This window comes from Ruegeria sp. CH2 (assembly GCF_056537065.1).
In genome coordinates this window covers 38,093-60,672 of sequence record NZ_JBQFQV010000002.1, presented here as the reverse complement: position 1 = coordinate 60,672, position 22,580 = coordinate 38,093, and the positions used below count along the sequence as shown (strand labels likewise).

Below are 22,580 nucleotides of genomic sequence, written 5' to 3'. Positions count from 1 at the left end.
CAACGGCTTAAACAGTTTTTCATCTTCCGCCGGGATGCTGGGTGCAGAGCGTTCTGGAATCAATCAAATGAGTCTTGCACATAAATTGGCACAGGAACGGCGCGCGCGTTTGGCAGCTGAACGGATGCTGGCCCTGAAACAGGCCGAGCTTTCGGCAGCCAATCGCAAACTGGGCCAACATGCCATGGCGTTGACCAAACGAATTGGCGAAACGCAGGCTGAGGTTGAAACCGTTCGGGATGAAAACGAAAAGGTCAAATCCGATCTCTGCGTGGCCAACGCCAAGATCGAGGTTGCCGAACGCCGTTTGTGGCACTCGATTCAGACAATTCAGGACGGATTTGCCTTTTTTGACGGTGACAACCGGCTGATCGGCGCAAACACCGCGTATCTGAGCGTTTTTGAAGGCCTGGACGAGGTCGCGCCGGGGATATCATACCCGCGTATTCTGCATTTGCTGACGTCAGAAGGTATTGTCGATATCGGGGATGAATCTGCGGAAGACTGGCAGGACAGAATGCTGGCCCGCTGGAGCCGCGCCAACCCGCCACCAATCGTCATGCAGCTTTGGAACGGTCACTATATCCGCCTGATCGACCAGCGCGGCAGCGGTGGCGATATGGTGAGCCTTGCTCTCAACATCACGGCGTCGGTCCGGCACGAAATCGAGCTTAAGGCGGCGCGCGAGAGGGCCGAAGCAGCAAACCGGGCCAAGTCGGCCTTTCTGGCCAATATGAGCCATGAAATCCGCACCCCGATGAACGGCATCGTTGGCATGTCCGAATTGCTGGACGAGACACCGTTGGACGAAGAGCAGCGGCTATACGTCAACACGATCCGCAATTCGGGTGAGGCGTTGCTGGTCATCATCAACGACGTTCTGGACTATTCCAAGATTGAGGCGGACAAGCTGACTCTGCACCCCGAACAGTTCGATCTTGAACGTTGCATTCTTGAAGTTGCGATGCTGCTACAGCCCAGCGTGCGCGATAAGGGGCTGACATTGCTGGTGGATTACGACTTGTTCTTGCCAACCCTTTTTGTGGGCGATCCTGGTCGGATACGGCAGGTTCTGACCAATCTGGTCGGCAACGCCGTCAAGTTCACCTCCGAAGGCTACGTGCTGGTCCGGGTGACAGGGGTGCCCAACCCGGATGTGCAGATCTGCGACATCCATATCGCGATTGAAGACACCGGAATTGGCATCGACGCCGAGAAAATCGATCACATATTTGGCGAGTTCAATCAGGTCGAAGACGAGCGCAACCGCCAGTTTGAAGGCACCGGGCTTGGCCTTGCCATCACCAAGCGGCTGATCACCTTGATGGGCGGCTCGGTCTGGGTTGAAAGCGAACCGGAACAGGGATCCTGTTTCGGTTTTCGCGTGACACTGCCCACGGTAGAAGGCCCGCAACCCGAGCCTCCGAACCTGGCGGATTGTTTGAAACATGTCCTACTGGTCGAAGATCTTGCCGTGAACCGGGCCATTCTTGCCAAACAGCTTGGGCGACTGGGGGCTGAGGTGACGGTTTGCACGTCGGGGACCGAGGCGCTGTCACAGATGAATGATCAGATTGATTTGGTTCTTTGTGACCACGATCTGCCGGATATGGATGGCCTGGATCTTGCGGTCGCGCTCAGGGATCGCGGGTGGGGTGACATTCCGGTGGTCGTGATGTCTGCAAGCCCCGGTTTGATTCACGCGCATCCTGCCCGTGACCTGATCGACGGTGTCTTGCAGAAACCCATCCCTCGATCCGAGTTGTATGGCAGGTTGATGGCCCTCGACGGCTCATCGTTGGAAAGAGGCCCTTTGGATATGGGTAAAACAGTCTCTAAAAAGAGAGATTCTGAATCTGCGCACCCCCGACGCATGAGGGTTCTTGCCGCCGAGGACAACCGCACCAACCAATTGATCCTGAAGAAGATGGTCAAGGATCTGAATATCGATCTTCGCTTTGCCTCCAATGGGATTGAAGCGGTTGAGATCTATCAGGCGTTCGAGCCAGATCTGATCTTCATGGATATTTCAATGCCGAAGATGGACGGCAAACAAGCAACAGCGGAAATTCGCGGGCTTGAGGTTGCAACCGGTCGTCACGTTCCTATCGTTGCCCTGACGGCCCATGCCATGGCGGGGGATGATCAGGGTATTCTGTCAGCCGGCTTGGACCACTACCTGACCAAACCGCTACACAAGAACCGAATTCACCAGATGATCCTGCAACACCAACCCGATTGCGTCTGCTCGGTCGCAGACACCATGCCCAGTGTCAAAATCCGGCGTGAGCGGGGCGAAAACCCAAATCCGACCTCGTCGGGCTGACACTTCAGGCGTATGCCATCGGGATGCAAGTTCAAGTGATCTGGGTTTCAGGCCGCATAAGGTCTGACGAAAACGGGCTTATCCGCTTCCGACAGATCAGGGCGGTATTCATAGCCGCCACTGTCGAAATCCAGCAGTCCCTTAGGGTCGGTCAAGCGGTGTTGGATGACATACCGCGCCATGGCACCGCGCGCCTTTTTGGCAAAAAAGCTCACAATCTTTGGGGTGCCGCCCTTATCTTCCATGAAGACCGGTGTGATGACGCGCAGGTTCAGGGCATTCAAATCCACCGCACCAAAATACTCCTGACTGGCACAATTCACCAGAATGTTGCTGTTAATCTCGGCACCTTGTGCATTCAGTGCCTTACTCAGCTGATCGCGCCAGTATTCGTAAAGGTTCTTCCCTCTTCGGGTTTTCAGTTTGCTGCCCATCTCAAGCCGGTAGGGCTGTATCGCATCGAGTGGTCGCAACACACCATAAAGGCCGGAAAGGATGCGCAAGTGGTCTTGCGCCCATGACAGCTCGTCTTCGTCCAGCGATGCAGCTTCAAGTCCTTGATATGTGTCGCCAGCAAAAGCAAGCGCAGCCGGGCGTGTGGCCTTGGCGTCGGGTGCATCCGAAAAAGCGCGATACCGGTCGCGGTTCAGGCGTGCCAGATCGTCGCTCAGGTCCATCAGCTTTTTCAGATCACCCAGCGTCAGGTTGCGGGCGGTTTTGGACAGCCGGATTGCATCATCCTGAAAATCGGGCTGCGTAACCCCTACACTCCGCTCGGCCCAGTCCAGCCGTTTGGCCGGGGAAATCACGATCAGCATATCCGCCCTCTTTCTTGCCTGTTTTGGGGTATCTAGCCCGCCTCTCGCAGTACGTCCAGAAAAGCGGCGCCAAACCTTTCGTGACGTCGATCACCCAGCACCTGTGCAATTCCACGGGGATCATCGGGGCGCAGTTGTGCAACCTTTGCCAATTGTGAGGCCGAGCAGGTCAGGGGCTTGTCGATCCCGTCCGGTCCGCGCGACAGCAAGGACTGAACTTCCATCAAGCGGTCGTAAATCTCACCCTGATTGCGGCCAGCCAGTTTTCGGCGCGCCGGATGAACGCTTTTTACCGCCCCTGCGATCACTTCAAGGAACGTGTCGCCATAGCGTTCCAGCTTTTTGGCCCCAACACCGCCGATCCGGGCCATTTCGTCCAGCGTTACAGGGCGCTTTTCCGCCATCTCGATAAGCGTGCGGTCGGGAAAGATGACATAGGCCGGAACACGTGCAGCTTCGGACAGGGCACGGCGTTTGGCCTTGAGCGCAGACAGCAGCGGAGCGTCTTCTTCGGATACCATAGCCTTGACCGCAGGCCGACGTACCGCATTGCGCAGCGTATCCTTGCGCAGGTTTATCTTTGCCTCGCCTTTCAAAATTGGTTTGGCCGCCTCGGTCATGCGCAATGCGCCGTGACGTTCAGGGTCTGGGCGCACCAGATCGTGGCCCATCATCTGGCGGAAAACGGCCTGCCATTGCGGGCGCGTCCAATCTTTGCCGATGCCAAATGTGGACAAATCCTCATGGCGGCGGGCGCGGATTTTGTCGGTCTCGTTTCCCAGAAGGATGTCGATCAAATGGCCTGTCCCGAACCATTCCTCGGTCCGAAGGATCGCAGACAGGGCCATACGCACCGGAGTTGTGCCGTCGAAAACTTCGGGCGGGCTGTCGCACAGATCGCATTTGCCGCAGCGTGCTGTGGCCTCGCCAAAGTAACCCAACAATGTCTGGCGGCGGCATTCCAAGGCCTCGGCCAGACCCAGCAAGGCATTCAGGCGCGCATGATCGGCCATGCGCCGCTCGGGCGGCGCTAGACCCTCGTCAATCTGTGATCGCCGCAGGCGAATGTCATCGGGGCCAAACAGGGTCAGCGTTTCGGCCGGGCCGCCATCGCGTCCGGCGCGCCCGATTTCCTGATAATAGGCTTCGATCGATTTGGGCAGGTCCGCATGGGCGACCCAACGGATATCGGGTTTGTCGATGCCCATGCCAAAAGCCACGGTTGCGACCACGATCAACCCGTCCTCGCGCGCGAAACGGGTTTCGACAATGCGGCGATCTTCGGGGTCCATCCCGCCGTGATAGTGGCAAGCCGAGTGCCCCTCGGCGCGCAGGGCCTGAGCAATCACCTCGGTTTTATTTCTGGTGCCGCAGTAAACGATACCGGACTGGCCTTTGCGCGCATCTGCGAAATCAAGGATCTGCTTGCGCGGTCCGTCCTTTGCGGCGAAAGCCAGATGAATGTTAGGCCGGTCAAATCCGCGCAGAAATTTGCGTGGCTCAATGCCATCGAACAGTTTTTCGACAATCTCATCCTGCGTTTCGGCGTCCGCCGTGGCGGTAAACGCGGCCAGCGGAACCTTCAGGGCGCGCCGCAACTCTCCGATCCGCAGGTAATCAGGGCGAAAGTCATGCCCCCATTGACTGACACAATGGGCTTCGTCCACGGCGATCAGGCTGACGTTGATCCGACGGAGCATCCCAAGCGCCGACCCGGCAGCCAGACGTTCGGGTGCCATGTAAAGCAGCTTTAGCCGCCCGTCTTCCAGCGCGTCCCAGACGGCCTCGGTTTCCTCGGGCGTGTTGCCGGATGTCAGCGCACCGGCCTCGACCCCGGCCTCTTGCAGCCCCCGCACCTGATCACGCATCAGGGCAATGAGCGGAGATATAACGACCGTCACGCCATCGCGGAGCAGTGCAGGGAGTTGAAAGCAAAGAGACTTCCCGCCACCTGTGGGCATGATCGCCAGCACGTTTTCACCTGCCGTTACGGCGTCGACAATCTCTTCCTGCCCGGGGCGGAAGGCGTCGAATCCAAAGACATCTCGCAGCAAGGGTGCGGCGTCGAACATATGCGGGGGTGCCCTGTTTTAAGGTTTATCTGCTCTTAAGCCAGGACAATCACATACTAAGATTCAGTGAACAAGTGGTCAGTAGAAATAGGGCGCGTTGTTGATAAGGATGATCCGCAAGGCATAGACGCCGATCAGCACCACCAGCGGGGTCAAATCCAACCCACCCATATTGGGTAGAACGCGGCGGATCGGCCCGTAAATAGGCTCTAATATCCGATTTAATCCGTACCAGATTTGTGCAACCAGTTGTTGGTGGAGGTTGAGCACCTGAAAGTTGATCAGCCAGCTCATGATCACATGGGCCAGAATGATGAACCAGACAATGTCCAGGATCAGCAGCAGGATTTGGATCAGCGACAGCATGGGATCTCCGTTTTCTTGTTGGACGAGACCTAAGCACCCTTTCAGCAAAGAGCAAGTAGGCTGAACTCTGCGCTTGCGAATTGCCCCAAAGCCCCGTCTTATGACCGCAACAAGAAAACAGGGGCAGAAATGGCAGAAATATCCAAGCGCAGGCGTATCTGGGGCTGGTGGTTCTTCGATTGGGCCAGTCAGCCCTATCACACTCTTTTGGTCACGTTCGTGTTCGGCCCTTACTTCGCGGGCGTCGCTGCGGAATATTATCTGGCGTCCGGCCTGGACGCGGGGTCTGCGGATGCACAGGCGCAGGTGGTCTGGGCCAACTGCATGACCATAGTTGGTTTGATTATTGCCTTCGGTGCACCGCTGATGGGGGCGATGGCCGATGTGTCGGGTCGGCGAATCCCCTGGATATTCGCCTTTTCCGTGATGTACGCAGTAGGTTCCGGCGCGCTTTGGTACACGATGCCCGATGGCTCGAACATGTGGTTGATGCTGTCTGCCTTTGGTCTGGGTTTCATCGGCGCGGAATACGCCCTGATCTTCATCAATTCCCAACTGCCCGATCTGGGTGATGACAGCGAAGTGGGCGAAATCTCCGGCTCGGGCTTTGCCTTCGGCTATTTCGGCGGCCTGATCTCGCTGGCGATCATGCTTGCACTGTTTGTGGAGCAGGCCAACGGCAAAACGCTGATCGGGATGGACCCCTTGTTTGGGCTGGATGCGTCGCAACAGCAGGGTACGCGGTTTGTTGGGCCGTTTACTGCGGGGTGGTTCATTCTGTTCATGGTGCCCTACTTCCTTTGGGTCCATGACGACGAAACGACAAACAAAAAGGGCAGCGTTGCCGAGGCGCTGCGGCTGTTGGCAAAATCAGTGTCTAACCTGCGCCATCGCACCAGTTTGGCCAGTTACCTGGGCTCATCCATGTTCTATCGGGATGCGCTGAACGGGCTTTACAGTTTTGGCGGCGTCTATGCCCGGCTAGTGTTGGAATGGGACCTGATCAAGATCGGTGTTTTCGGCATCGTCAGCGTTCTGGCTGCAGCGGCATTTTCCTGGGTGGGCGGCAAGCTGGACAAGAAATATGGTCCCAAGCCCGTGATCATCGTTGCGATCTGGGTGTTGATCCTTGTCTGCATCACCATCGTTTCAATGGACCGGTCCCAGATATTCGGTATCGCCATGTCCGAAGGGTCGGGCTTGCCGGATATGGTTTTCTTTGGTTGCGGTATCCTGATCGGAGGCATGGGCGGCATTCTGCAATCCTGTAGCCGGTCGATGATGGTCCGGCATACGGACCCGGCAACCCCCGTCGAAAGCTTTGGCCTTTATGGTCTGTCGGGTCGTGCCACCGCCTTTGCTGCGCCACTTCTGATCGGGATCGCCACCACGGTGACAGGAAGTGCTCGTCTGGGGGTGTCACCCATCGTTCTGTTGTTTATTCTGGGTCTATTCCTGATGCGCTGGGTGAGACCGGAAGGGGATCAGAGCAGATGATTTTAAAACGTTTTTTGGTAATTTTGGCGGCGCTTGCTTTTGCAGGCACTGCGACGGCAGAACCGCTGGCAAAGCAGTTGTTCGGGGCGCAGAAACAAGGTTCACAGCAAAAACCGGCCGCTTTCGGCAGTTATTCGCGCGGATGTGCTGCGGGGGCAGTTCAACTGCCTGAAACGGGGCCTACTTGGCAGGCGATGCGCCTGTCGCGTAATCGCAACTGGGGGCATCCGCAGACGATTGACTACGTGCAGGACCTCAGCAGGTTTGCAGCCAGTCAACCGGGATGGAACGGTCTCTATATAGGGGATATCAGCCAGCCACGCGGCGGGCCGATGACCTCGGGCCATCGCAGCCATCAGCTGGGGCTGGACATCGATATCTGGATGCTGCCGGGCGAAAACATGCGCCTGAGCCGCAAATCGCGCGAAAACATCTCGTCCATCTCTCTTCGTCGTTCCAATGGCGCTTACGTCAACGGCAACTGGACCAAGCAGCATCATGCACTGTTGCGTGAAGCGGCAAAAGACAAGCGTGTGGCCCGGATTTTCGTGTTTCCCGGGGCCAAGGTTCAGATGTGCGACGATGAAAAGGGGAACCGCGACTATCTGCGCAAGATAAGGCCCTGGTGGGGGCATCACTATCATTTCCACGTGCGCCTGAATTGTCCCAGAGGGGCAAAGGGTTGCGTGAATCAGGACCCACCCCCCAAGGGCGATGGCTGCGCCGAGGCCCGTCAATGGGTGCACAACATCCTGAACCCGCCGCCACCCGATCCGAATGCGCCGCCGCCGAAGAAACGCCGGGAATACGTTCTGGCCGACTTGCCGCAACAATGCTCCGCCGTTTTGCAATCCAACTGAGTGTAGCGCTGTTTCTTGCCCCGGTGGCCGCCGCGCTGGATGTGAAATCTGCGGCCCACCTGGACAGTTTCGTTTGGCGGCATCCAGCAAGTTGGTTTGGCGGATTTTCAGCGCTTCATATCTCGGACGACGGAGGCCAAATGATTGCGCTTAGCGACCGGGCGCGGATCGTGACCGCGCGGATTGAGCGGCGCGAAGGCCAGATCGCGGATATTCACGTTCTTGGTCAATGGCCGGTGCTGTCCAGCAATGGGCATATCATGAAAGGCGGTGTCGGCGATTCCGAAGGCATCGCGGTGACGCCGGATGGCGGGATATTCATCTCGTTCGAAGGGGTGCATCGTGTCGCCTATTACCCTGCACCGGGCTCAAGCGCGCGTGTGTTACCTCGCCCGAATGCGTTTCGGGACCTTGCCGACAATGGTTCTTTCGAAGCTCTGGCCATTGATGGGCGCGGCTGGCTTTACACTTTGCCGGAAAAGAACCGCACCGCTAAAGGGGACATTCCGGTTTACCGTTGGAATGGCGGCACATGGTCGACCCCGTTTGTTCTGCCACAGCGCGGCGGCTTTAAACCCGTTGCCGCGGATTTCGGTCCCGATGGACGGTTCTACGTTTTGGAACGCAAGGTATCCTTGGTCGGTTTTCGATCGCGACTGCGGCGATGGGACGTGGAGAACGAGAAACCAGGCGCAGAGGAAACCCTGTTCGAAACCGGAACGGGCGCACATGACAACCTCGAAGGATTGTCGGTCTGGCGCGACGGGCAGGGCCGGTTGCGCGCCTCGATGATTTCAGATGACAACTTTCTGGCGTTGCAGCGGACCGAACTTGTGGAATACCTGCTGCCCGATTGACAGGGCGCAGGCAAAGGTCTAAAGGCACGGCTTGCCTTGGGACGGTCCCTTGGCCAAGTCGCCGCTACCTTGTCAAAACGGGCATCAAAACATGCAACGTAACTTCATTCCCGGCATTATTGCCATGGCCACCATTGTTGTGGCCTCGAACATTCTGGTCCAGTTCCTGATCCTTGACGGGCTGCTGACATGGGGTGCTTTCACCTATCCGCTGGCCTTTCTGGTTACAGACATCATGAACCGCGTCTATGGCGTGGGTCCGGCCCGTAAGGTCGTGTTTGCCGGCTTTGTCACCGGTGTTATCTGTTCGCTGATCGGCAGCCAGATCATGTTGCAGGGTGACGGGTTCACCTATGCTGCCGTACCGCTGCGCATCGCCGTTGCATCGGGAACCGCCTTCCTGATCGCGCAACTGACGGATGTCACCGTGTTCAATTCCCTGCGCGGTGGTCGCTGGTGGCGTGCACCGCTGGTGTCGACGCTGGTGGGGTCGGCACTGGATACCGCGATCTTCTTCACCCTCGCCTTTTCGGCTTCGGTCACCTTCTTCGGCGCCAATGCTGACGCCGCAATCAACTGGGCGTGGGAACCTGTTCCGTTCATGCTGTCCGGCCCGATGGCACCACTTTGGGTGACGCTGGCTTTTGCGGACTGGTTGGTGAAGCTTTCACTGGCGCTGATCGCCCTGATCCCGTTCAAGGTGATCGTTGCGCGGCTGACTGTGCAGCCTGTGTAAAAAAACGCTTTGAGAATGGCACAACTTGTGGCACGCTTCTTTTCAACCGCAACAGATAGAAAAGGAGGTGATCCAGTGTCAAGAAAGAGATTGGAGAGAGGTGTCGGAACAACCGGGGGGATCGCCCGTTAGGGCAGCCCTTGGCGGAGCGCTCGCTCCGGCTGGTCGATTGATCTAACCGACCCGACCTCCTGAACTTTCGAAGGGCCGTCCCGCTGGGGCGGCCCTTTTTGATCCCTTCACTTTCTGGGGGTGTTCAAAACTTACCGTGCGCGGAGGCTGGCTGCGTTCGACGCAGCATAAAGCTTGGTCGCGGCAACGGCGTGAATACGTGTCGTCAAAGCTTCGGTGTCTGGCCGCGTGCACTTGATGTCTGGCAAAGCTGCCGCGCGGCCTGACCCGGATATCCTTCTTCCTCGCTTTCATCGAACACGACATAGGCGGCATAAGCGAATCTGGGTGCCATTTCGATCAACTTGAGCCAGCCTTTGCGAAGTTCCGGTTCGACAACACGCTGTGGGAAATATCCGGCCGAGGGAACCGACCGAAGATATTGCAGGCCGAGGGTGCCAATGCCCAGCTGAAGGCGCGGCGCATCAAGTTCCGGAAAGTTCAGCATATGATCGGCGCGAAACTCCGGGCCCCAGTCTATCAGGACATAAGCGTTGCCCAGATCAGCGGGCAGGGCTTCCGGGCCGCTGCTGACAAGGACAAACTCGTCCTCGAAAAGCTGGAGCGCGGACAAGCCCGGCGCGTTTCGCGGCCGGTACATGATGGCAAGATCCAGGCTGCCTTCCTCGATTTCGCGCGCGAGTGTTTCCGACGAGGCCGCTGTCGCCCGGATGGCGACGTCAGGGAGTGCCGCCATCAACTCGGGCAGGGCGTTGATTAGATAGCCGTCCCAAAGACTTGGTGTTGCGCCGATTTCCAAGGCGGCTGCCATCGAAGCAGGCAGACCGGCATCCAGCTTGGCCTGGGTCCACGTTCGCACCAGAACCTGCGCATGTTTGAGGAAATGCCGCCCGGCAATGGTCAGGGTCGCACCGGACTTGCTGCGTTCAAACACGGGCTGTCCAAGCTGTTGTTCGAGCGTTCGGATCCGCATGCTGACGGTCGATTGCGTAACATGGACCTTGTCCGCTGCGTCAAGAAAAGTACCGGTTTCAACGACCGCAAGGAAGGTTCGGGCGAGCTCAATGTCCATCGTTCACCTATTTGAATATTCGATATTATGGGTGATATAAATTCGTTATTCAACGCTATGCGGATGTGCGATATATGCTGCGTAGCGCGAAAGTGCCCCCACCGGATCGGACCGCCAATCAACAGTTTTCATCGTATAGTGGACAACCCGATCTGCGGAACAGGTGTAATCTGTCTGCCGTAGATAAGCCTCCGACACCCAAGCGCTGCACCAACCCCTCAATGGGTAAACCGCCCATTCCCTGATGGAGAACAAAATGAGTCGAGTTTCTGTTGTTGCTCTGCTCGCGTCATTCCTTGCCCTTCCGGCCGCTGCCTTGCCGGTAGGACTGGACACGGACGGTGATGGTCTGGCTTCGCTGACCGAGCTACAGACAAATTATCCCGATATTACCAGTGAGAGCTTTGCCGAAATTGACACGGATGCCGATGGTTTCGTCAATGACGAAGAAATGGTCGCTGCGGTCGAGGCAAAGTTGCTTCCTGAACCCAAAGGTGACGAATAAGCCAGGGTTGCCAAGAACATGAGAAACCCCTCTCCACCCTACAGGTGGATGCTTGCCGGGATGGGTATCTGGTTAGTGCTGTCCCCATTTGTACTGTTCAGCCAGAAAACCCTAGCTCACGGTTCGTCTGACCGTGAGTCGCTCGCCTTCATGACGATCGGTATTGGTGTGTTGGTCATGTCAGGCGCTAGCGGCCGGGGCCACCTTCTCGCACGGGTGGCTCCGGTATTGGCGGTCGGGGCATTGCTGATCGCCGCGCCCGAGGTACTGCATTTTACAGGTCATGGTGTGGCAGCGGCAAATGCTTGGCTCACGGGATCTGCGCTGATCGCGCTCGCCGCTTGGGAGGCGCTGGCGAGTAACAGATTGCGTGCGATCCTGTAGGCTGGCGCGGGGCAGGCAACTGCCCCGCGTTTCTTTCGGCTCCGGCGTCTAAATGATCTCGTCTTCATCGAACATCGGATCGCCTTCAAGCTGGCTGGCGATTGTATCGACCCGCATTTCGACATCCGAGCCGGTCGTTTCCGCAATATGAAACAACGCGTCACCTTCATGAACGACAGGCAGATTAGTGCGCCCCACGATGATACCCGTGGTTTCGCAGATGATATCGGTCCTGAGTTCTCCGAACGGGTCGGAAATGCGTCCAAGCAGGTCACCAGAAGCCACGTATTCTCCGGTCGCTTTGAAAGTTCGCAACAGGCCACCGGCGGGCGCGCGCATCCATGAGCTTGACCGGACATGGACAGGCTTTTCGCGCACAGCGGCGATGCCACGCTTGGCAACCATGCCCTTTGCGTTCATCACCCGAAGGATGCCAGCAACCCCCGCCCGTGCAGACAGTTCGTCGAAACGCAGACCCTCACCGCCCTCGAACAGCAGGATATCCACACCACGCTCTTGCGCGGCCTTGCGCAGCGATCCGTCGCGCAGCTTTGAGATCATCACCACGGGCGCACCGAAGGCATCCGCGTATCTAAGGGTGACATCCGAAGCCGGAGAGACGCGGATCTGCGGCAGATTGGTGCGATGAATCGCGGCAGAATGAAGATCGATCCCCAGGTCCGACCGCTCGACGATCTCGGTCATGAAAAGATGCGCCAGCCGACCGGCCAGCGATCCCCCCTCACTACCGGGGAAGGAACGGTTCAGGTCGCGCCTGTCGGGAAGGTATCGGGAATGTGTCATGAAACCAAAGGCATTCACGATCGGTATGACCAGCAAGGTACCCGCAAGCTTGTCAAGCTGTGGCGCCCGAAGCAGTCGCCGCGCGATTTCCACGCCGATCACCTCATCACCGTGAACGGCGGCACTGACGAACAGGACCGGTCCGGGGCGGCGGCCGTGAACCACGTGTACTGACATGCTCACCGGTGTATGATCCGACAGCACGCTAACCGGCAAATCCAGAGTGGTTCGTGTGCCGGGCGGTACGCGAAAACCTCCGATTTCAAAGGGACCGCGCATTGCCTCTACCCACGGCCTCGTGTCTTTGTGTTGCCTTTGGCGGCATTCTTTTCGAGAAACTCGATGATTTTGCCGGCGACATCAATGCCGGTGGCCTTTTCAACCCCTTCAAGCCCGGGTGAGGAGTTCACTTCCATCACCACCGCACCGTGATTGGCGCGCAGCATATCGACACCGCACACATTAAGACCCATGGCCTTGGCCGCACGCACGGCTGTCGAGCGTTCCTCGGGTGAGATTTTGATAGGCTTGGCGCTGCCACCCCGATGCAGGTTTGATCTGAACTCGCCCTCTGCCCCTTTTCGTTGCATCGCCGCGATCACCTTTCCACCGACCACAAGCGCACGAATATCCGTGCCGCCTGCTTCCTTGATGAACTCCTGTACCATGATGTTGACCTTGGCGCCGCGAAACGCCTCGACCACGGATTTTGCCGACCGGTTTGAATCCGCAAGCACCACTCCGATGCCCTGCGTGCCCTCCAGCAGCTTGACCACCAGCGGAGCGTCCCCCGCCAGTTTGAGAACTTCGTCGGTCTGTTTCGGGTCATGCGCGAAGGTGGTGACCGGCAATCCGATCCCGTCACGTGCCATCAGCTGCATGGACCGCAACTTGTCACGGGATCTGCCAATTGCAACCGACTCGTTGAGCGGAAATACACCCATGATTTCGAACTGCCGCAACACGGCCAGCCCATAGAATGTGACCGAAGCGCCGATCCGTGGGATCACCGCGTCATAGCGCCCAAGCTTTTTGCCGTCGTAATAAACCTCGGGTCGGCGCGACGCGATATTCATGTAACAGCGTAGCGTGTTCACGATATCCAACTGGTGCCCGCGTTGTTCAGCAGCCTCTTTCAGACGCTGGTGGGAATACAGGTTTGGATTTCGGGCAAGCATGACAAGCTTCATTGATGTCGTCCTTCTGCGTCCTTGGATCTTGTCTTGCTCTTCATCTTTTTCGGGTCTTTTCGTGCATCCAGAAGATATGAGTGGCCGGGATCGACAAGGATCCCGCGCCGTCGAATGGCGGTACGGCCAAGGATCAGATCAAACTCCATCCTCGCGCGATTGGCCAGCGAAACGTCGATCAGCCAGCGATGCCGTCCAAGCAGAAGTTGCGTTCTGACAATCAACCGGCGTTCCGGAATGCCACCAGTGTTCTTGATTTCCCGCTCGTCTACAACCCGCGTGCGCACCCGACCCGATGAACGGCGGTTATGGACCGGGATCATGAACTCGACCCATCGTTCGCCATCAACCTCGAACACGGTCTGGTCCACGGCATGCAGGGCCGCGGTTCTGGCGCCTGTGTCTATCTTTGCTGGAATATGCTCGATCCCGAACTCGGGCAGGCTGATCCGCTCGCGCCATCCTATGACTTCGGGGTATCCTGTTTGTTTAGCCATGGCGACTAAGCCACGCAGTCATCATTGGCGCGCCGGTAATTCACAAACGAATTCGCGCTCATCACAACGTAAAAACTATCCATATCGATTAACACATACCCAAGTTCAAAAAGTGCGATCGACAGGGCGCGGATATCTGCTTCATACAAACGCCTGCGCCCGGCGATCCGACGCACCAACTTGTCCGGAATGCGATACCGTCCGCTGGCCTTGCCGCCAAACTCCTGATCGTACAAGACGGCCAGACGTTCGGCTGCGGCGGATATCCAGTCATTTTCCTGCATGCACTTTCTTACAAATCAAAAATTTTTTTGTCTATAGGCAAATAATTTCTGCTATATCGGCGTAAGTTAAGAATCTATACCCCCACAGGTCGGCGGATGAGCGATACGGACTCCTTACCAAAGGAAACAGGGACGCAGCTTCAGCTGGCGTTGGAAAATCGCGACGGGGCGGCGCTGGCAGACCTGCTTGATCCGCTTTCGCTCAGCGATGCCTTGCGGGAATTGCTCAACCTGCCCGTTGACCAGCGAAGCGCCGCGCTCTCGTTGCTGCCACCGGAACGTGCGGCCGAACTGGTCGAAGAAGCGCCAAACGCGCTGGCGGTCGATCTTGTTGAACGCTTGGTATCCGAACAGGCCGCCGAGATCATCCTTGAGCTGGATTCCGACATTCAGGCGGATTTGATCGGTGAACTAGAAGACGCCGATGCAGAAGCGATCCTTGCCCGGATGGACCCGGAAGATGCGGCGGATGTCCGGCGGCTGGTTGAATATGACGACGATGTCGCCGGTGGTCTGATGGTGGCCGAAGCCTTTACCTTTTCCGATGGCGATACAGTCGGAAAGGTTCTGCGGCGTTTCGCTCATGAAGAATACGATCTGGAACGTTACCGTGGCCAGCACCCCTACGTTTTGAATTCCGATGGCGTGCCTGTCGGGGTGCTGTCCTTACGCAGCCTGCTGTCCACACGGCGAAGCATCAAACTCACCGATATCATGGTGCCCCCCATCACGGTTCCGGCCACAATGCCGCTGGAAGAACTGGAGGACCTTTTCGATGAGCACCCTTTTCTTGGGTTGCCGGTTGTCGAAACGGACGGGAATCTTGTGGGTGTCGTTTCCCGCTCTGCCGTGGATGAGGCGCTGCTGAAGCGCGCGGAATCGGCAAGCCTGAAACGTCAGGGTGTCTTTGGCGACGAACTGCGATCGATGCCTTTGCCGCTCAGGGCGCGGCGACGGCTTCAATGGTTGTCGGCTAACATCGTGCTCAACGTGATCGCGGCCAGTGTGATTTCCGCCTATGAACAGACCCTTTCTGCCGTGATCGCTCTGGCTGTGTTCCTGCCGATGGTCTCTGATATGAGCGGTTGTTCCGGAAATCAGGCCGTTGCGGTCAGCATGCGCGAGCTGTCGCTTGGTCTGGTCCGGCCCATTGATGCTGTGCGGGTCTGGATAAAAGAGGTTTCGGTCGGCATCATCAACGGCTGTGTCCTTGGCCTGCTGATCGGACTCGTTGCCTGGATGTGGAAAGGAAACCCGTTTCTGGGTTTGGTGATTGGCGGCGCACTGGGCCTGAACACGATCATCGCGGTGTCGATCGGTGGCGTTCTGCCGTTGTTGTTAAAGCGCATCGGTCAGGACCCGGCGGTCGCCAGTGGCCCTTTGCTGACGACGATCACTGACATGGCAGGGTTTTTCCTGGTCCTGAGCCTTGCAACGGCGATGATGCCGCTCCTGAATTAGTGTTTTTCATGCGCCCTGATCAACACAGGGGTCGGGCGCTCAACCACGAGGAAGACATGACGATCTCAAGCATTGTCAAAACGCAGAACCTGAAAAAGCCGCCATTTTGCGACACTGACACAACGGTGTTCGATGCGGCCGTCACCATTGCTTTGCTGGATGTGAATGCGTTGGCGGTTCTCAGCGATGGGAAGCTGGTCGGGATTATCACGGATCATGACGTGTTGCTGTGCCTGGCGGATTCCGGCTCGGCTTTCTACAAGCAGACAGTGGGTGACTGGATGACGGAAAAACCTGTCACCTGCGCGCTGGGTTCGAAGCTGTCCAATGGTCTTAATCTGATGGCCAAGCACAAAATCCGAAATCTTGTCGTAACTCAGAATGGAAAAGCAATTGCCGTCGTGAGCAGCAAAGAAATCCTGGCACGGGTGCATGAGGAAGACGAGCTGGAGCTGAAGGTGTTGCGTGATATCGCCCGCGGTGCTCAAGGCCAGTCAATCGCCTGACACCTCGGTTCCATGTCTGCTCGCTCTCAACTCAGGGCCGCTACGGAAGGTCACTGTTGAAGATGGAAATGCTGACTTTCCAGGTGCCATCCTTCTGGCGTTTCAGGACGTTCACAAACTTCCCTTTTTCCGGCGGATCAGAGTCAGCAAATGCAAAGGATCCGACCTGATAGGCGGTATCACTATCGACACCGAAATCGATCAACTCATTTGTATGTGTTCCGCCGATGTTTTCCTTCATTCTTTCCTTATAGGCTTCGATGAACGCTTCGCGCCCGCGCAGCAGGGGCTCGCCGGGCGCCAACAACATGACGTCTTCGGTAAAGAACGCAGCTGACGCGAACAAACGTCCCGGCCACCGCCAGGATTCTGAATTGCGCGACCTGCCAAAGCAGGCTTGATCGCACATATGCACTGCGTTAGGCACCGAGGATGAGGAGACTTGCTGAAATGCTGTGCCGCAATGGCTTACGCCCGCCCGCATGTTGCGGGTATCCGACGGCACGGGTCGGGATCGCGACTCTTCTTTTTCATTCGCCCAAGTCACCAAGCTGACACTGCCATGCTGCACATCACCGATGATATCGCGCTGCAAGACTGGGAAATGACCGAAAGCTTTGTACGGTCGTCCGGTCCCGGAGGGCAGAATGTCAACAAGGTGTCGACCGCAGTCGAGCTGCGCTTCGAAGCTGCACGCTCGCCGTCCTTGCCCGATCCGGTCAAGGCCCGGTTAAAGCGACTGGCCGGGCGACGCTGGACCAAAGACGGCGCAATCATCATTCAATGTGAGGAAACACGCTCGCAGGCCCGCAACCGTGAAATCGCGCGCGCAAGGCTGGCAGAACTGATCTCCCGCGCGCTGGTCAAACCTAAACGGCGGATCGCAACGAAACCGACCTATGGCTCGGTCAAGCGTCGGCTTGCCGCGAAAAAGGCGCGTGGCGACGTCAAGGCGCTGCGGGGCAAGGTGTCTGAAGATTGATCTGGCATCTTGCCGGGGCGTTGATAGTCTGGCCCGCAAAGGCTGCAAAAGGGTAACGTCATGAGGCTGGAGGGAAAAACCGCAATCGTCACCGGCGGCGCATCCGGGTTCGGTGCGGGGATCGTGCAGAAATTCCAAGCCGAAGGCGCACGCGTCATGATTGCGGATATCAACGGTGACGCAGCCGCTGAGATGGCGGCGCAACTTGGGGCCGGGGCATTGGCGCATCAGGTCGACGTCGGCGACGGGGCTTCGGTTCAAGTGATGGCGGACACGGCACTTGCCGCCTTTGGGGCGCTCGATATTCTGGTAAACAATGCAGGTGTCACCCACTTGCCAACCCCTCTGGAAAACGTCACCGAGGATGATTTCGACCGGGTCTTCAACGTGAACATGAAGTCCGTCTATCTGACCGCCCGGGCATTTGTTCCCCATATGAAGGTGCGCGGCGCGGGCGCAATTCTGAACGTGGCCTCGACAGCGGGCCTGTCACCGCGCCCGAATCTGAACTGGTACAACGCGTCCAAAGGGTGGATGATCACGGCAACCAAAACTATGGCGGTCGAACTGGCCCCAACCGGCATTCGCGTGAACGCGATCTGTCCAGTCGCGGGTGAAACACCGCTGTTGAAATCTTTCATGGGCGAAGACACGCCCGAGATTCGCGCCAAGTTCCTGGCGACCATCCCATTGGGACGGTTTTCAACACCCGAAGACATGGCCAACGCCGCCTGTTTCCTGTGTTCGGACGAGGCCAGCATGATCACCGGCACCGCGCTCGAAGTTGATGGCGGCCGATGTATCTGATCCGCTCTTCATCTGGCCAAAAATATCCCCGCCGGAGGCAGCGCGCGCCCGCGCGCTTCCCCGCACCAATCCCGAGTTCAAGATGATCCCTGGACCAAGAAACCTGATTACCGATGTCCCCGGCCTGAAGGTTGGAAACGCACAGGACGACGCTCTGAAGTCCGGGACCACGGTTCTCACGGCAGATAAACCGTTTGTAGCGTCGGTCCATGTGATGGGCGGGGCACCGGGTACGCGCGAAACCGATCTGCTTGCGCCTGATAAAACCGTCACAGGGGTGGACGCGCTGGTTCTGTCCGGCGGATCGGCATTTGGACTGGACGCCTGCTCGGGTGTTTCAGATGCGATGCGGGCCGAAGGGCGCGGATTTCCCGTCGGGTCCGCGAAGGTTCCGATCATTCCCGGCGCGATCCTGTTTGATCTGCTCAATGGCGGTGCAAAGGATTGGGCGGAAAACCCCTATCGTGCGCTGGGGCGAGCCGCTTATCTGGCCGCTTCAAAAGATTTTGATTTGGGGTCCGTCGGGGCGGGCACCGGGGCGTTGGCCGCAATGCAGAAGGGCGGGCTTGGCTCTGCTTCGTCCATTCTGCCTGATGGGGTCACGGTCGGGGCCCTCGTTGCGACGAACCCGCTGGGCAGTGTCACAACACCGGGTGACCGGCACTTTTGGGCGGCACCCTTTGAACAAGGTGCAGAATTTGGCGGGCTGGGCCCCGATATGTCGCCGGATCAAAGCCGGATCCGCCCCAGCCGCAAAGCGATGGCCATGAGTCCAGCGCAACCCGAACAGACAAACACGACCATCGCCATCGTTGCCACGGATGCCGCATTGACCAAACCACAATGCCAAAGATTGGCCGTTGCCGCCCACGACGGAATTGCCCGGGCGATCCTTCCCGCACACACACCCGGCGACGGTGATCTGGTTTTTGGCATCAGTACCGGCGCCCGCCCCATCGCATCCGAAGCCGATCTTGCTCTGATCGGGCACGCGGCTTCGCTGTGCCTGTCCCGCGCCATCGCGCGGGCGGTTTATCTGGCGACCCCGGCGGAAGGAGACCTGTTGCCCTGCTGGACCGCTGTACATGACTTAAGTTAAGGACACACCATGTGTCGCAGTGGCACTGTAGATGCGCGCGGCAATCCGCGCGTTGACACTTTTATGCGCCGGGGGTCCATTCGGTGCAGCCAATTTGTATCGGAGCACAAGCTATGAATCGTATCCTCACTATCGCAATCGCTGGCCTGCTGGCGCTGCCCGCCCATGCCGAAGGCGATGCCGAAGCCGGTGAGAAAGCTTTCAACAAATGCAAGTCCTGCCACATGATCGCTGACCCGGCCGGAGAAGTCATTGTCAAAGGGGGCAAAACCGGTCCCAACCTCTATGGTGTCGCTGGCCGCACTGCCGGAACCTACGAAGACTTCAAATATGGCGACAGCATCGTCGCAGCCGGTGAGAAGGGTTTGGTCTGGGATGAGGCCTCCTTTGCGGAATACACGCAGGACCCTAAGGGCTTCCTGAAATCGTATCTGGACGACACCGCTGCCAAGTCGAAAATGACCTTCAAACTGAAAAGCGGCGGTGAAGACGTCTACGCCTATATCGTCAGTGTATCAGGCGAATAAACGCTAGCATTGTGCACCCATGCACAAGGACCAAAGGCCGCAGCCCCTGCGGCCTTTGGTGCGATTGATACCAGTGTAGAACAGCGCCACTTTGGTATCTGACGGCAAACCGCAGAGTGTGCCGCAACGCCAAGCCGACCCGGCAACAGCTAAACCCAACATCAGCGCCCGTCAGGCGGATTGGCAACAGGAGAGGACAGATGGGCATTATGATCCCGGCTTGGGTCAATGGTGAATTGACCCCGGTAGACAAACTTGAAGCTCACGAAAAGGGCCTCAAGCACAAGGCCGTGTCGGTGTTTGTCGTAAGGGGCACCGAGATTTTGTTGCAGCGCCGGGCGCTGGGCAAATACCACACGCCCGGCCTGTGGGCGAACACTTGCTGCACGCATCCCGACTGGGACGAAAGCTCCTCAACCTGCGCCGTGCGCCGCTTGAACGAAGAGCTGGGGATCAAAGGTCTTTACCCTGAATACCGTCACCGTTTGGAATACCACGCCGATGTTGGGAACTGCATGGTGGAAAACGAAGTGGTCGACGTTTTTCTGGCCCATGTGCGCGGACCGCTGAAAATCGCGCCTGATCCGGACGAAGTCATGGATATCCGCTGGATCGACTACCATGACCTGTTGGCCGAAGTGGCCCGCCACCCGGATCGGTTTACACCGTGGCTCAAGATCTACCTGCACAACCATGCGGACACGATTTTCGGCCCGGACCTGATCATTTCAGCTAAATCCTGAGGCACACCGAAAATCCCTGCCTTGCAAGGGCGGCCCAAGCCGCCTAAATCAACGCGTCATGGCCAAGCAGAAGACAGACCCGAATTACAAGGTAATCGCCGAAAACCGGCGCGCCCGCTTCGATTACGCAATCGAAGAGGACATTGAATGTGGCATCATCCTGCAGGGGTCCGAGGTCAAATCCCTGCGCGCGGGCGGCTCGAACATCGCCGAAAGCTATGCCACGGTCGATGACGGAGAACTGTGGCTGGTCAACAGCTATATCGCGCCGTATGAGCAGGCCAAGATGTTCAAGCATGAAGAACGTCGCCGCCGGAAACTGCTGGTGTCCCGCAAGCAGATGTCGAACCTGTGGAACGCGACGCAGCGCAAGGGCATGACGCTGGTGCCGCTGGTTCTGTATTTCAACCACAGAGGACTGGCCAAGATCAAAATCGGCATCGCCAAGGGTAAGAAAACCCACGACAAGCGCGAAACTCAGGCCAAGCGTGACTGGTCAAGGCAGAAGCAGCGCTTGTTGAAAGATCACAGCTAGAACGCCATCGCCGCCTGAACCGCCCGTTGCCAGCGATCATAGGCCGCGTCGCGTTCGGCTTGCTCTTGCGTTGGCTCGAACCGGCGGTCCAGCGCCCATGTTTCGGCAAAACCGACCTGATCCGGGTAAATCCCGGCTTTCATACCTGCCAGCCATGCGGCGCCAAGGGCGGTCGTTTCCTGCATAACCGGGCGATCCACCGGGGCACCCAGACAATCTGAAAGACCCTGCATTGTCCAGTCAGATGCACTCATCCCGCCGTCGACGCGCAGGATGACATCCGCATCGGCCCCCCAGTCGCCCTGCATGGCGTGCCACAGGTCGCGGGTCTGAAAGGCGATGCTTTCCAGCGTGGCGCGGGCAATCTCGGCCCTGCCGGAATTGCGTGTCAGCCCGAACATCGCACCGCGGCAATCCGGCTTCCAGTAAGGCGCCCCAAGGCCCGTGAACGCCGGCACCAGAATCACATGCTGGTTCGGGTCGGCCTGCGCAGCCAGATCACCGCTTTGCGGGGCCGAATCGATGATCTGCAACGCGTCGCGCAGCCATTGCACGGCGGCCCCGGCGATAAAGATCGACCCTTCCAGCGCATAGGTGCGCTGACCATCCAATTGGTAAGCGATTGTCGTCAGCAGGCGGTTTTTCGATTCAACTGGCTGCGCACCCGTGTTCAGCAGCGCGAAACAGCCCGTGCCATAGGTGGATTTCATCATACCGGGCTGGAAACAGGCCTGTCCGATGGTGGCTGCCTGCTGATCGCCTGCCACACCCAGAATGGGGATGTTCCCGCCAAGCAAGGTGGTTGCGCCGAAATCCGAGGCGCAATCCTGCACATTCGGCAACATTTGAACGGGTACATCCAGCAACTCGCAAATCTCAGCGCTCCAGGCGCCTTTGTGAATGTCGAACAGCAGGGTGCGGGCGGCGTTGGTGGCGTCAGTGGCATGGACACGACCTTCGGTCAGACGCCAGATCAGGAAACTGTCGATGGTGCCGAACAGCAACTCTCCGGCCTCAGCCCGCGCGCGTGCGCCTGAAACGGTGTCCAGCAGCCATTTGACCTTGGTGCCCGAGAAATAAGGGTCCAGCAGCAGGCCGGTCTGGGCGGTGACGTCATCTTCACATCCGGCTTGCTTGTATCGGGCGCAGATTTCGGCGGTGCGGCGGTCCTGCCAGACAATCGCGTTATGGATGGCCTTGCCGGTCTGCTTGTCCCAGACCACGGTGGTTTCACGCTGGTTGGTGATGCCGATGCCGGTGATCTGGTCAGCCGAAACACCGGCGCTTTCCATCACCTCGCGACACACATGCATGACGCTGGACCAGATATCCTCGGGGTCGTGTTCAACCCAACCTTCTTGCGGGAAATGCTGGGGGAACTCCTGCTGAGCGGTGCCAACACGGTTCATCTGCCCGTCGAACAGGATCGCGCGCGAGGACGTGGTGCCCTGATCAATTGCCAGAATAAAGGTCATGTCCGCTCTCCCCAGTGTCATTTTGCGCGACTTTAGCGCAAACAA

General features: G+C 58.0%; 25 protein-coding genes. 15 read left to right on the top strand and 10 right to left on the bottom strand.

Annotation, left to right across the window (positions count from 1 at the left end; translation table 11 throughout):
• Positions 1–67 precede the first annotated feature (67 nt).
• Positions 68–2,326 carry a response regulator gene (locus ACR0M9_RS04955; RefSeq protein ID WP_480772992.1) on the top strand — a complete coding sequence of 753 codons (2,259 nt, stop codon included), beginning with the start codon at positions 68–70 and terminating at the stop codon, positions 2,324–2,326.
• A gap of 47 nt (positions 2,327–2,373) precedes the next feature.
• On the opposite strand, the gene yaaA is transcribed toward ACR0M9_RS04955, so the two are convergent.
• From yaaA to ACR0M9_RS04940, 3 genes are all read right to left on the bottom strand, one after another.
• Complete coding sequence (gene yaaA, locus ACR0M9_RS04950) at positions 2,374–3,144, bottom strand: peroxide stress protein YaaA (protein WP_480546900.1); 771 nt, start codon at positions 3,142–3,144, stop codon at positions 2,374–2,376.
• 32 nt (positions 3,145–3,176) lie between these two features.
• The gene (gene recQ / locus ACR0M9_RS04945; protein ID WP_480772991.1) at positions 3,177–5,216 is read right to left on the bottom strand and encodes a DNA helicase RecQ; all 2,040 of its coding nucleotides are present in this window, start codon (positions 5,214–5,216) and stop codon (positions 3,177–3,179) included.
• Between the two features lie 78 nt (positions 5,217–5,294).
• Entirely contained in the window at positions 5,295–5,582 is a 288-nt protein-coding gene (locus ACR0M9_RS04940; protein WP_170382138.1) for a YggT family protein, read from the bottom strand.
• A 129-nt stretch (positions 5,583–5,711) separates the two neighbouring features.
• On the opposite strand from ACR0M9_RS04940, the gene ACR0M9_RS04935 reads away from it, so the two are divergent.
• The 4 genes from ACR0M9_RS04935 to ACR0M9_RS04920 all read left to right on the top strand — a co-directional run bounded on the left by ACR0M9_RS04935 (position 5,712) and on the right by ACR0M9_RS04920 (position 9,532).
• Positions 5,712–7,079: an MFS transporter gene (locus ACR0M9_RS04935; protein ID WP_209598483.1), complete on the top strand. Its 1,368-nt coding sequence runs from the start codon at positions 5,712–5,714 to the stop codon at positions 7,077–7,079.
• A complete protein-coding gene (gene mepA / locus ACR0M9_RS04930; protein ID WP_480772990.1) occupies positions 7,076–7,939 on the top strand; it encodes a penicillin-insensitive murein endopeptidase in 864 nt (287 codons plus the stop codon). Before ACR0M9_RS04935 ends, mepA begins: the two co-directional genes overlap by 4 nt.
• Positions 7,912–8,796 carry an esterase-like activity of phytase family protein gene (locus tag ACR0M9_RS04925; protein WP_480772989.1) on the top strand — a complete coding sequence of 295 codons (885 nt, stop codon included), beginning with the start codon at positions 7,912–7,914 and terminating at the stop codon, positions 8,794–8,796. Before mepA ends, ACR0M9_RS04925 begins: the two co-directional genes overlap by 28 nt.
• A gap of 91 nt (positions 8,797–8,887) precedes the next feature.
• The gene (locus ACR0M9_RS04920; RefSeq protein ID WP_480772988.1) at positions 8,888–9,532 is read left to right on the top strand and encodes a queuosine precursor transporter; all 645 of its coding nucleotides are present in this window, start codon (positions 8,888–8,890) and stop codon (positions 9,530–9,532) included.
• A gap of 337 nt (positions 9,533–9,869) precedes the next feature.
• Here ACR0M9_RS04920 and ACR0M9_RS04915 read toward each other — a convergent pair whose 3' ends face one another.
• Entirely contained in the window at positions 9,870–10,736 is an 867-nt protein-coding gene (locus ACR0M9_RS04915; protein WP_480772987.1) for a LysR family transcriptional regulator, read from the bottom strand.
• Positions 10,737–10,992: 256 nt separating this feature from the next.
• Here ACR0M9_RS04915 and ACR0M9_RS04910 point away from each other — a divergent pair, with 256 nt between their 5' ends.
• The gene (locus tag ACR0M9_RS04910; protein ID WP_480772986.1) at positions 10,993–11,241 is read left to right on the top strand and encodes an EF-hand domain-containing protein; all 249 of its coding nucleotides are present in this window, start codon (positions 10,993–10,995) and stop codon (positions 11,239–11,241) included.
• A gap of 18 nt (positions 11,242–11,259) precedes the next feature.
• Entirely contained in the window at positions 11,260–11,625 is a 366-nt protein-coding gene (locus ACR0M9_RS04905; protein WP_480772985.1) for an SPW repeat protein, read from the top strand.
• 48 nt (positions 11,626–11,673) lie between these two features.
• Here the strand turns inward: ACR0M9_RS04905 and ACR0M9_RS04900 are convergent, their stop codons facing one another.
• The 4 genes from ACR0M9_RS04900 to ACR0M9_RS04885 are packed head-to-tail and all read right to left on the bottom strand — an operon-like array spanning position 11,674 to position 14,400.
• Positions 11,674–12,708: a succinylglutamate desuccinylase/aspartoacylase family protein gene (locus tag ACR0M9_RS04900; RefSeq protein WP_480772984.1), complete on the bottom strand. Its 1,035-nt coding sequence runs from the start codon at positions 12,706–12,708 to the stop codon at positions 11,674–11,676.
• Positions 12,709–12,713: 5 nt separating this feature from the next.
• On the bottom strand, positions 12,714–13,619 hold the full coding sequence (gene rimK, locus ACR0M9_RS04895) for a 30S ribosomal protein S6--L-glutamate ligase (RefSeq protein ID WP_480487873.1): 906 nt from the start codon (positions 13,617–13,619) through the stop codon (positions 12,714–12,716).
• Complete coding sequence (locus ACR0M9_RS04890; RefSeq protein WP_480487871.1) at positions 13,616–14,116, bottom strand: ATP-dependent zinc protease family protein; 501 nt, start codon at positions 14,114–14,116, stop codon at positions 13,616–13,618. Before ACR0M9_RS04890 ends, rimK begins: the two co-directional genes overlap by 4 nt.
• A gap of 5 nt (positions 14,117–14,121) precedes the next feature.
• Entirely contained in the window at positions 14,122–14,400 is a 279-nt protein-coding gene (locus ACR0M9_RS04885) for a hypothetical protein (protein ID WP_480482704.1), read from the bottom strand.
• Positions 14,401–14,496: 96 nt separating this feature from the next.
• On the opposite strand from ACR0M9_RS04885, the gene mgtE reads away from it, so the two are divergent.
• Entirely contained in the window at positions 14,497–15,861 is a 1,365-nt protein-coding gene (gene mgtE, locus ACR0M9_RS04880) for a magnesium transporter (RefSeq protein WP_480772983.1), read from the top strand.
• Between the two features lie 56 nt (positions 15,862–15,917).
• The gene (locus tag ACR0M9_RS04875) at positions 15,918–16,367 is read left to right on the top strand and encodes a CBS domain-containing protein (RefSeq protein ID WP_480772982.1); all 450 of its coding nucleotides are present in this window, start codon (positions 15,918–15,920) and stop codon (positions 16,365–16,367) included.
• Positions 16,368–16,407: 40 nt separating this feature from the next.
• On the opposite strand, the gene ACR0M9_RS04870 is transcribed toward ACR0M9_RS04875, so the two are convergent.
• Positions 16,408–16,872: a YybH family protein gene (locus ACR0M9_RS04870; protein WP_480772981.1), complete on the bottom strand. Its 465-nt coding sequence runs from the start codon at positions 16,870–16,872 to the stop codon at positions 16,408–16,410.
• 57 nt (positions 16,873–16,929) lie between these two features.
• Here ACR0M9_RS04870 and arfB point away from each other — a divergent pair, with 57 nt between their 5' ends.
• The 6 genes from arfB (at position 16,930) to smpB (ending at position 21,060) form a co-directional block, all read left to right on the top strand.
• The gene (gene arfB / locus ACR0M9_RS04865; protein WP_209505170.1) at positions 16,930–17,349 is read left to right on the top strand and encodes an alternative ribosome rescue aminoacyl-tRNA hydrolase ArfB; all 420 of its coding nucleotides are present in this window, start codon (positions 16,930–16,932) and stop codon (positions 17,347–17,349) included.
• Positions 17,350–17,409: 60 nt separating this feature from the next.
• Positions 17,410–18,156, top strand: coding sequence for an SDR family oxidoreductase (locus tag ACR0M9_RS04860; protein ID WP_480772980.1), 747 nt, complete (start codon positions 17,410–17,412; stop codon positions 18,154–18,156).
• Positions 18,157–18,238: 82 nt separating this feature from the next.
• Entirely contained in the window at positions 18,239–19,255 is a 1,017-nt protein-coding gene (locus tag ACR0M9_RS04855) for a P1 family peptidase (protein WP_480482714.1), read from the top strand.
• A 113-nt stretch (positions 19,256–19,368) separates the two neighbouring features.
• Positions 19,369–19,782, top strand: a complete 414-nt coding sequence (locus ACR0M9_RS04850; protein WP_480772979.1) for a c-type cytochrome — start codon at positions 19,369–19,371, stop codon at positions 19,780–19,782.
• A 200-nt stretch (positions 19,783–19,982) separates the two neighbouring features.
• Positions 19,983–20,525: an isopentenyl-diphosphate Delta-isomerase gene (idi, locus tag ACR0M9_RS04845; protein WP_480772978.1), complete on the top strand. Its 543-nt coding sequence runs from the start codon at positions 19,983–19,985 to the stop codon at positions 20,523–20,525.
• 58 nt (positions 20,526–20,583) lie between these two features.
• On the top strand, positions 20,584–21,060 hold the full coding sequence (gene smpB, locus ACR0M9_RS04840) for an SsrA-binding protein SmpB (protein ID WP_209505165.1): 477 nt from the start codon (positions 20,584–20,586) through the stop codon (positions 21,058–21,060).
• Here the strand turns inward: smpB and glpK are convergent.
• Positions 21,057–22,535, bottom strand: coding sequence for a glycerol kinase GlpK (gene glpK, locus ACR0M9_RS04835; RefSeq protein WP_480772977.1), 1,479 nt, complete (start codon positions 22,533–22,535; stop codon positions 21,057–21,059). The genes smpB and glpK overlap by 4 nt on opposite strands.
• Positions 22,536–22,580 lie beyond the last annotated feature (45 nt).

Bases quoted from the DNA above. Each gene is read 5' to 3' on its own strand.
- ACR0M9_RS04955 (WP_480772992.1), top strand. From the start codon at position 68: ATGAGTCTTGCACATAAATTGGCACAGGAACGGCGCGCGCGTTTGGCA.
- yaaA (WP_480546900.1), bottom strand. From the start codon at position 3,144: ATGCTGATCGTGATTTCCCCGGCCAAACGGCTGGACTGGGCCGAGCGG.
- recQ (WP_480772991.1), bottom strand. From the start codon at position 5,216: ATGTTCGACGCCGCACCCTTGCTGCGAGATGTCTTTGGATTCGACGCC.
- ACR0M9_RS04940 (WP_170382138.1), bottom strand. From the start codon at position 5,582: ATGCTGTCGCTGATCCAAATCCTGCTGCTGATCCTGGACATTGTCTGG.
- ACR0M9_RS04935 (WP_209598483.1), top strand. From the start codon at position 5,712: ATGGCAGAAATATCCAAGCGCAGGCGTATCTGGGGCTGGTGGTTCTTC.
- mepA (WP_480772990.1), top strand. From the start codon at position 7,076: ATGATTTTAAAACGTTTTTTGGTAATTTTGGCGGCGCTTGCTTTTGCA.
- ACR0M9_RS04925 (WP_480772989.1), top strand. From the start codon at position 7,912: ATGCTCCGCCGTTTTGCAATCCAACTGAGTGTAGCGCTGTTTCTTGCC.
- ACR0M9_RS04920 (WP_480772988.1), top strand. From the start codon at position 8,888: ATGCAACGTAACTTCATTCCCGGCATTATTGCCATGGCCACCATTGTT.
- ACR0M9_RS04915 (WP_480772987.1), bottom strand. From the start codon at position 10,736: ATGGACATTGAGCTCGCCCGAACCTTCCTTGCGGTCGTTGAAACCGGT.
- ACR0M9_RS04910 (WP_480772986.1), top strand. From the start codon at position 10,993: ATGAGTCGAGTTTCTGTTGTTGCTCTGCTCGCGTCATTCCTTGCCCTT.
- ACR0M9_RS04905 (WP_480772985.1), top strand. From the start codon at position 11,260: ATGAGAAACCCCTCTCCACCCTACAGGTGGATGCTTGCCGGGATGGGT.
- ACR0M9_RS04900 (WP_480772984.1), bottom strand. From the start codon at position 12,708: ATGCGCGGTCCCTTTGAAATCGGAGGTTTTCGCGTACCGCCCGGCACA.
- rimK (WP_480487873.1), bottom strand. From the start codon at position 13,619: ATGAAGCTTGTCATGCTTGCCCGAAATCCAAACCTGTATTCCCACCAG.
- ACR0M9_RS04890 (WP_480487871.1), bottom strand. From the start codon at position 14,116: ATGGCTAAACAAACAGGATACCCCGAAGTCATAGGATGGCGCGAGCGG.
- ACR0M9_RS04885 (WP_480482704.1), bottom strand. From the start codon at position 14,400: ATGCAGGAAAATGACTGGATATCCGCCGCAGCCGAACGTCTGGCCGTC.
- mgtE (WP_480772983.1), top strand. From the start codon at position 14,497: ATGAGCGATACGGACTCCTTACCAAAGGAAACAGGGACGCAGCTTCAG.
- ACR0M9_RS04875 (WP_480772982.1), top strand. From the start codon at position 15,918: ATGACGATCTCAAGCATTGTCAAAACGCAGAACCTGAAAAAGCCGCCA.
- arfB (WP_209505170.1), top strand. From the start codon at position 16,930: ATGCTGCACATCACCGATGATATCGCGCTGCAAGACTGGGAAATGACC.
- ACR0M9_RS04860 (WP_480772980.1), top strand. From the start codon at position 17,410: ATGAGGCTGGAGGGAAAAACCGCAATCGTCACCGGCGGCGCATCCGGG.
- ACR0M9_RS04855 (WP_480482714.1), top strand. From the start codon at position 18,239: ATGATCCCTGGACCAAGAAACCTGATTACCGATGTCCCCGGCCTGAAG.
- ACR0M9_RS04850 (WP_480772979.1), top strand. From the start codon at position 19,369: ATGAATCGTATCCTCACTATCGCAATCGCTGGCCTGCTGGCGCTGCCC.
- idi (WP_480772978.1), top strand. From the start codon at position 19,983: ATGGGCATTATGATCCCGGCTTGGGTCAATGGTGAATTGACCCCGGTA.
- smpB (WP_209505165.1), top strand. From the start codon at position 20,584: ATGGCCAAGCAGAAGACAGACCCGAATTACAAGGTAATCGCCGAAAAC.
- glpK (WP_480772977.1), bottom strand. From the start codon at position 22,535: ATGACCTTTATTCTGGCAATTGATCAGGGCACCACGTCCTCGCGCGCG.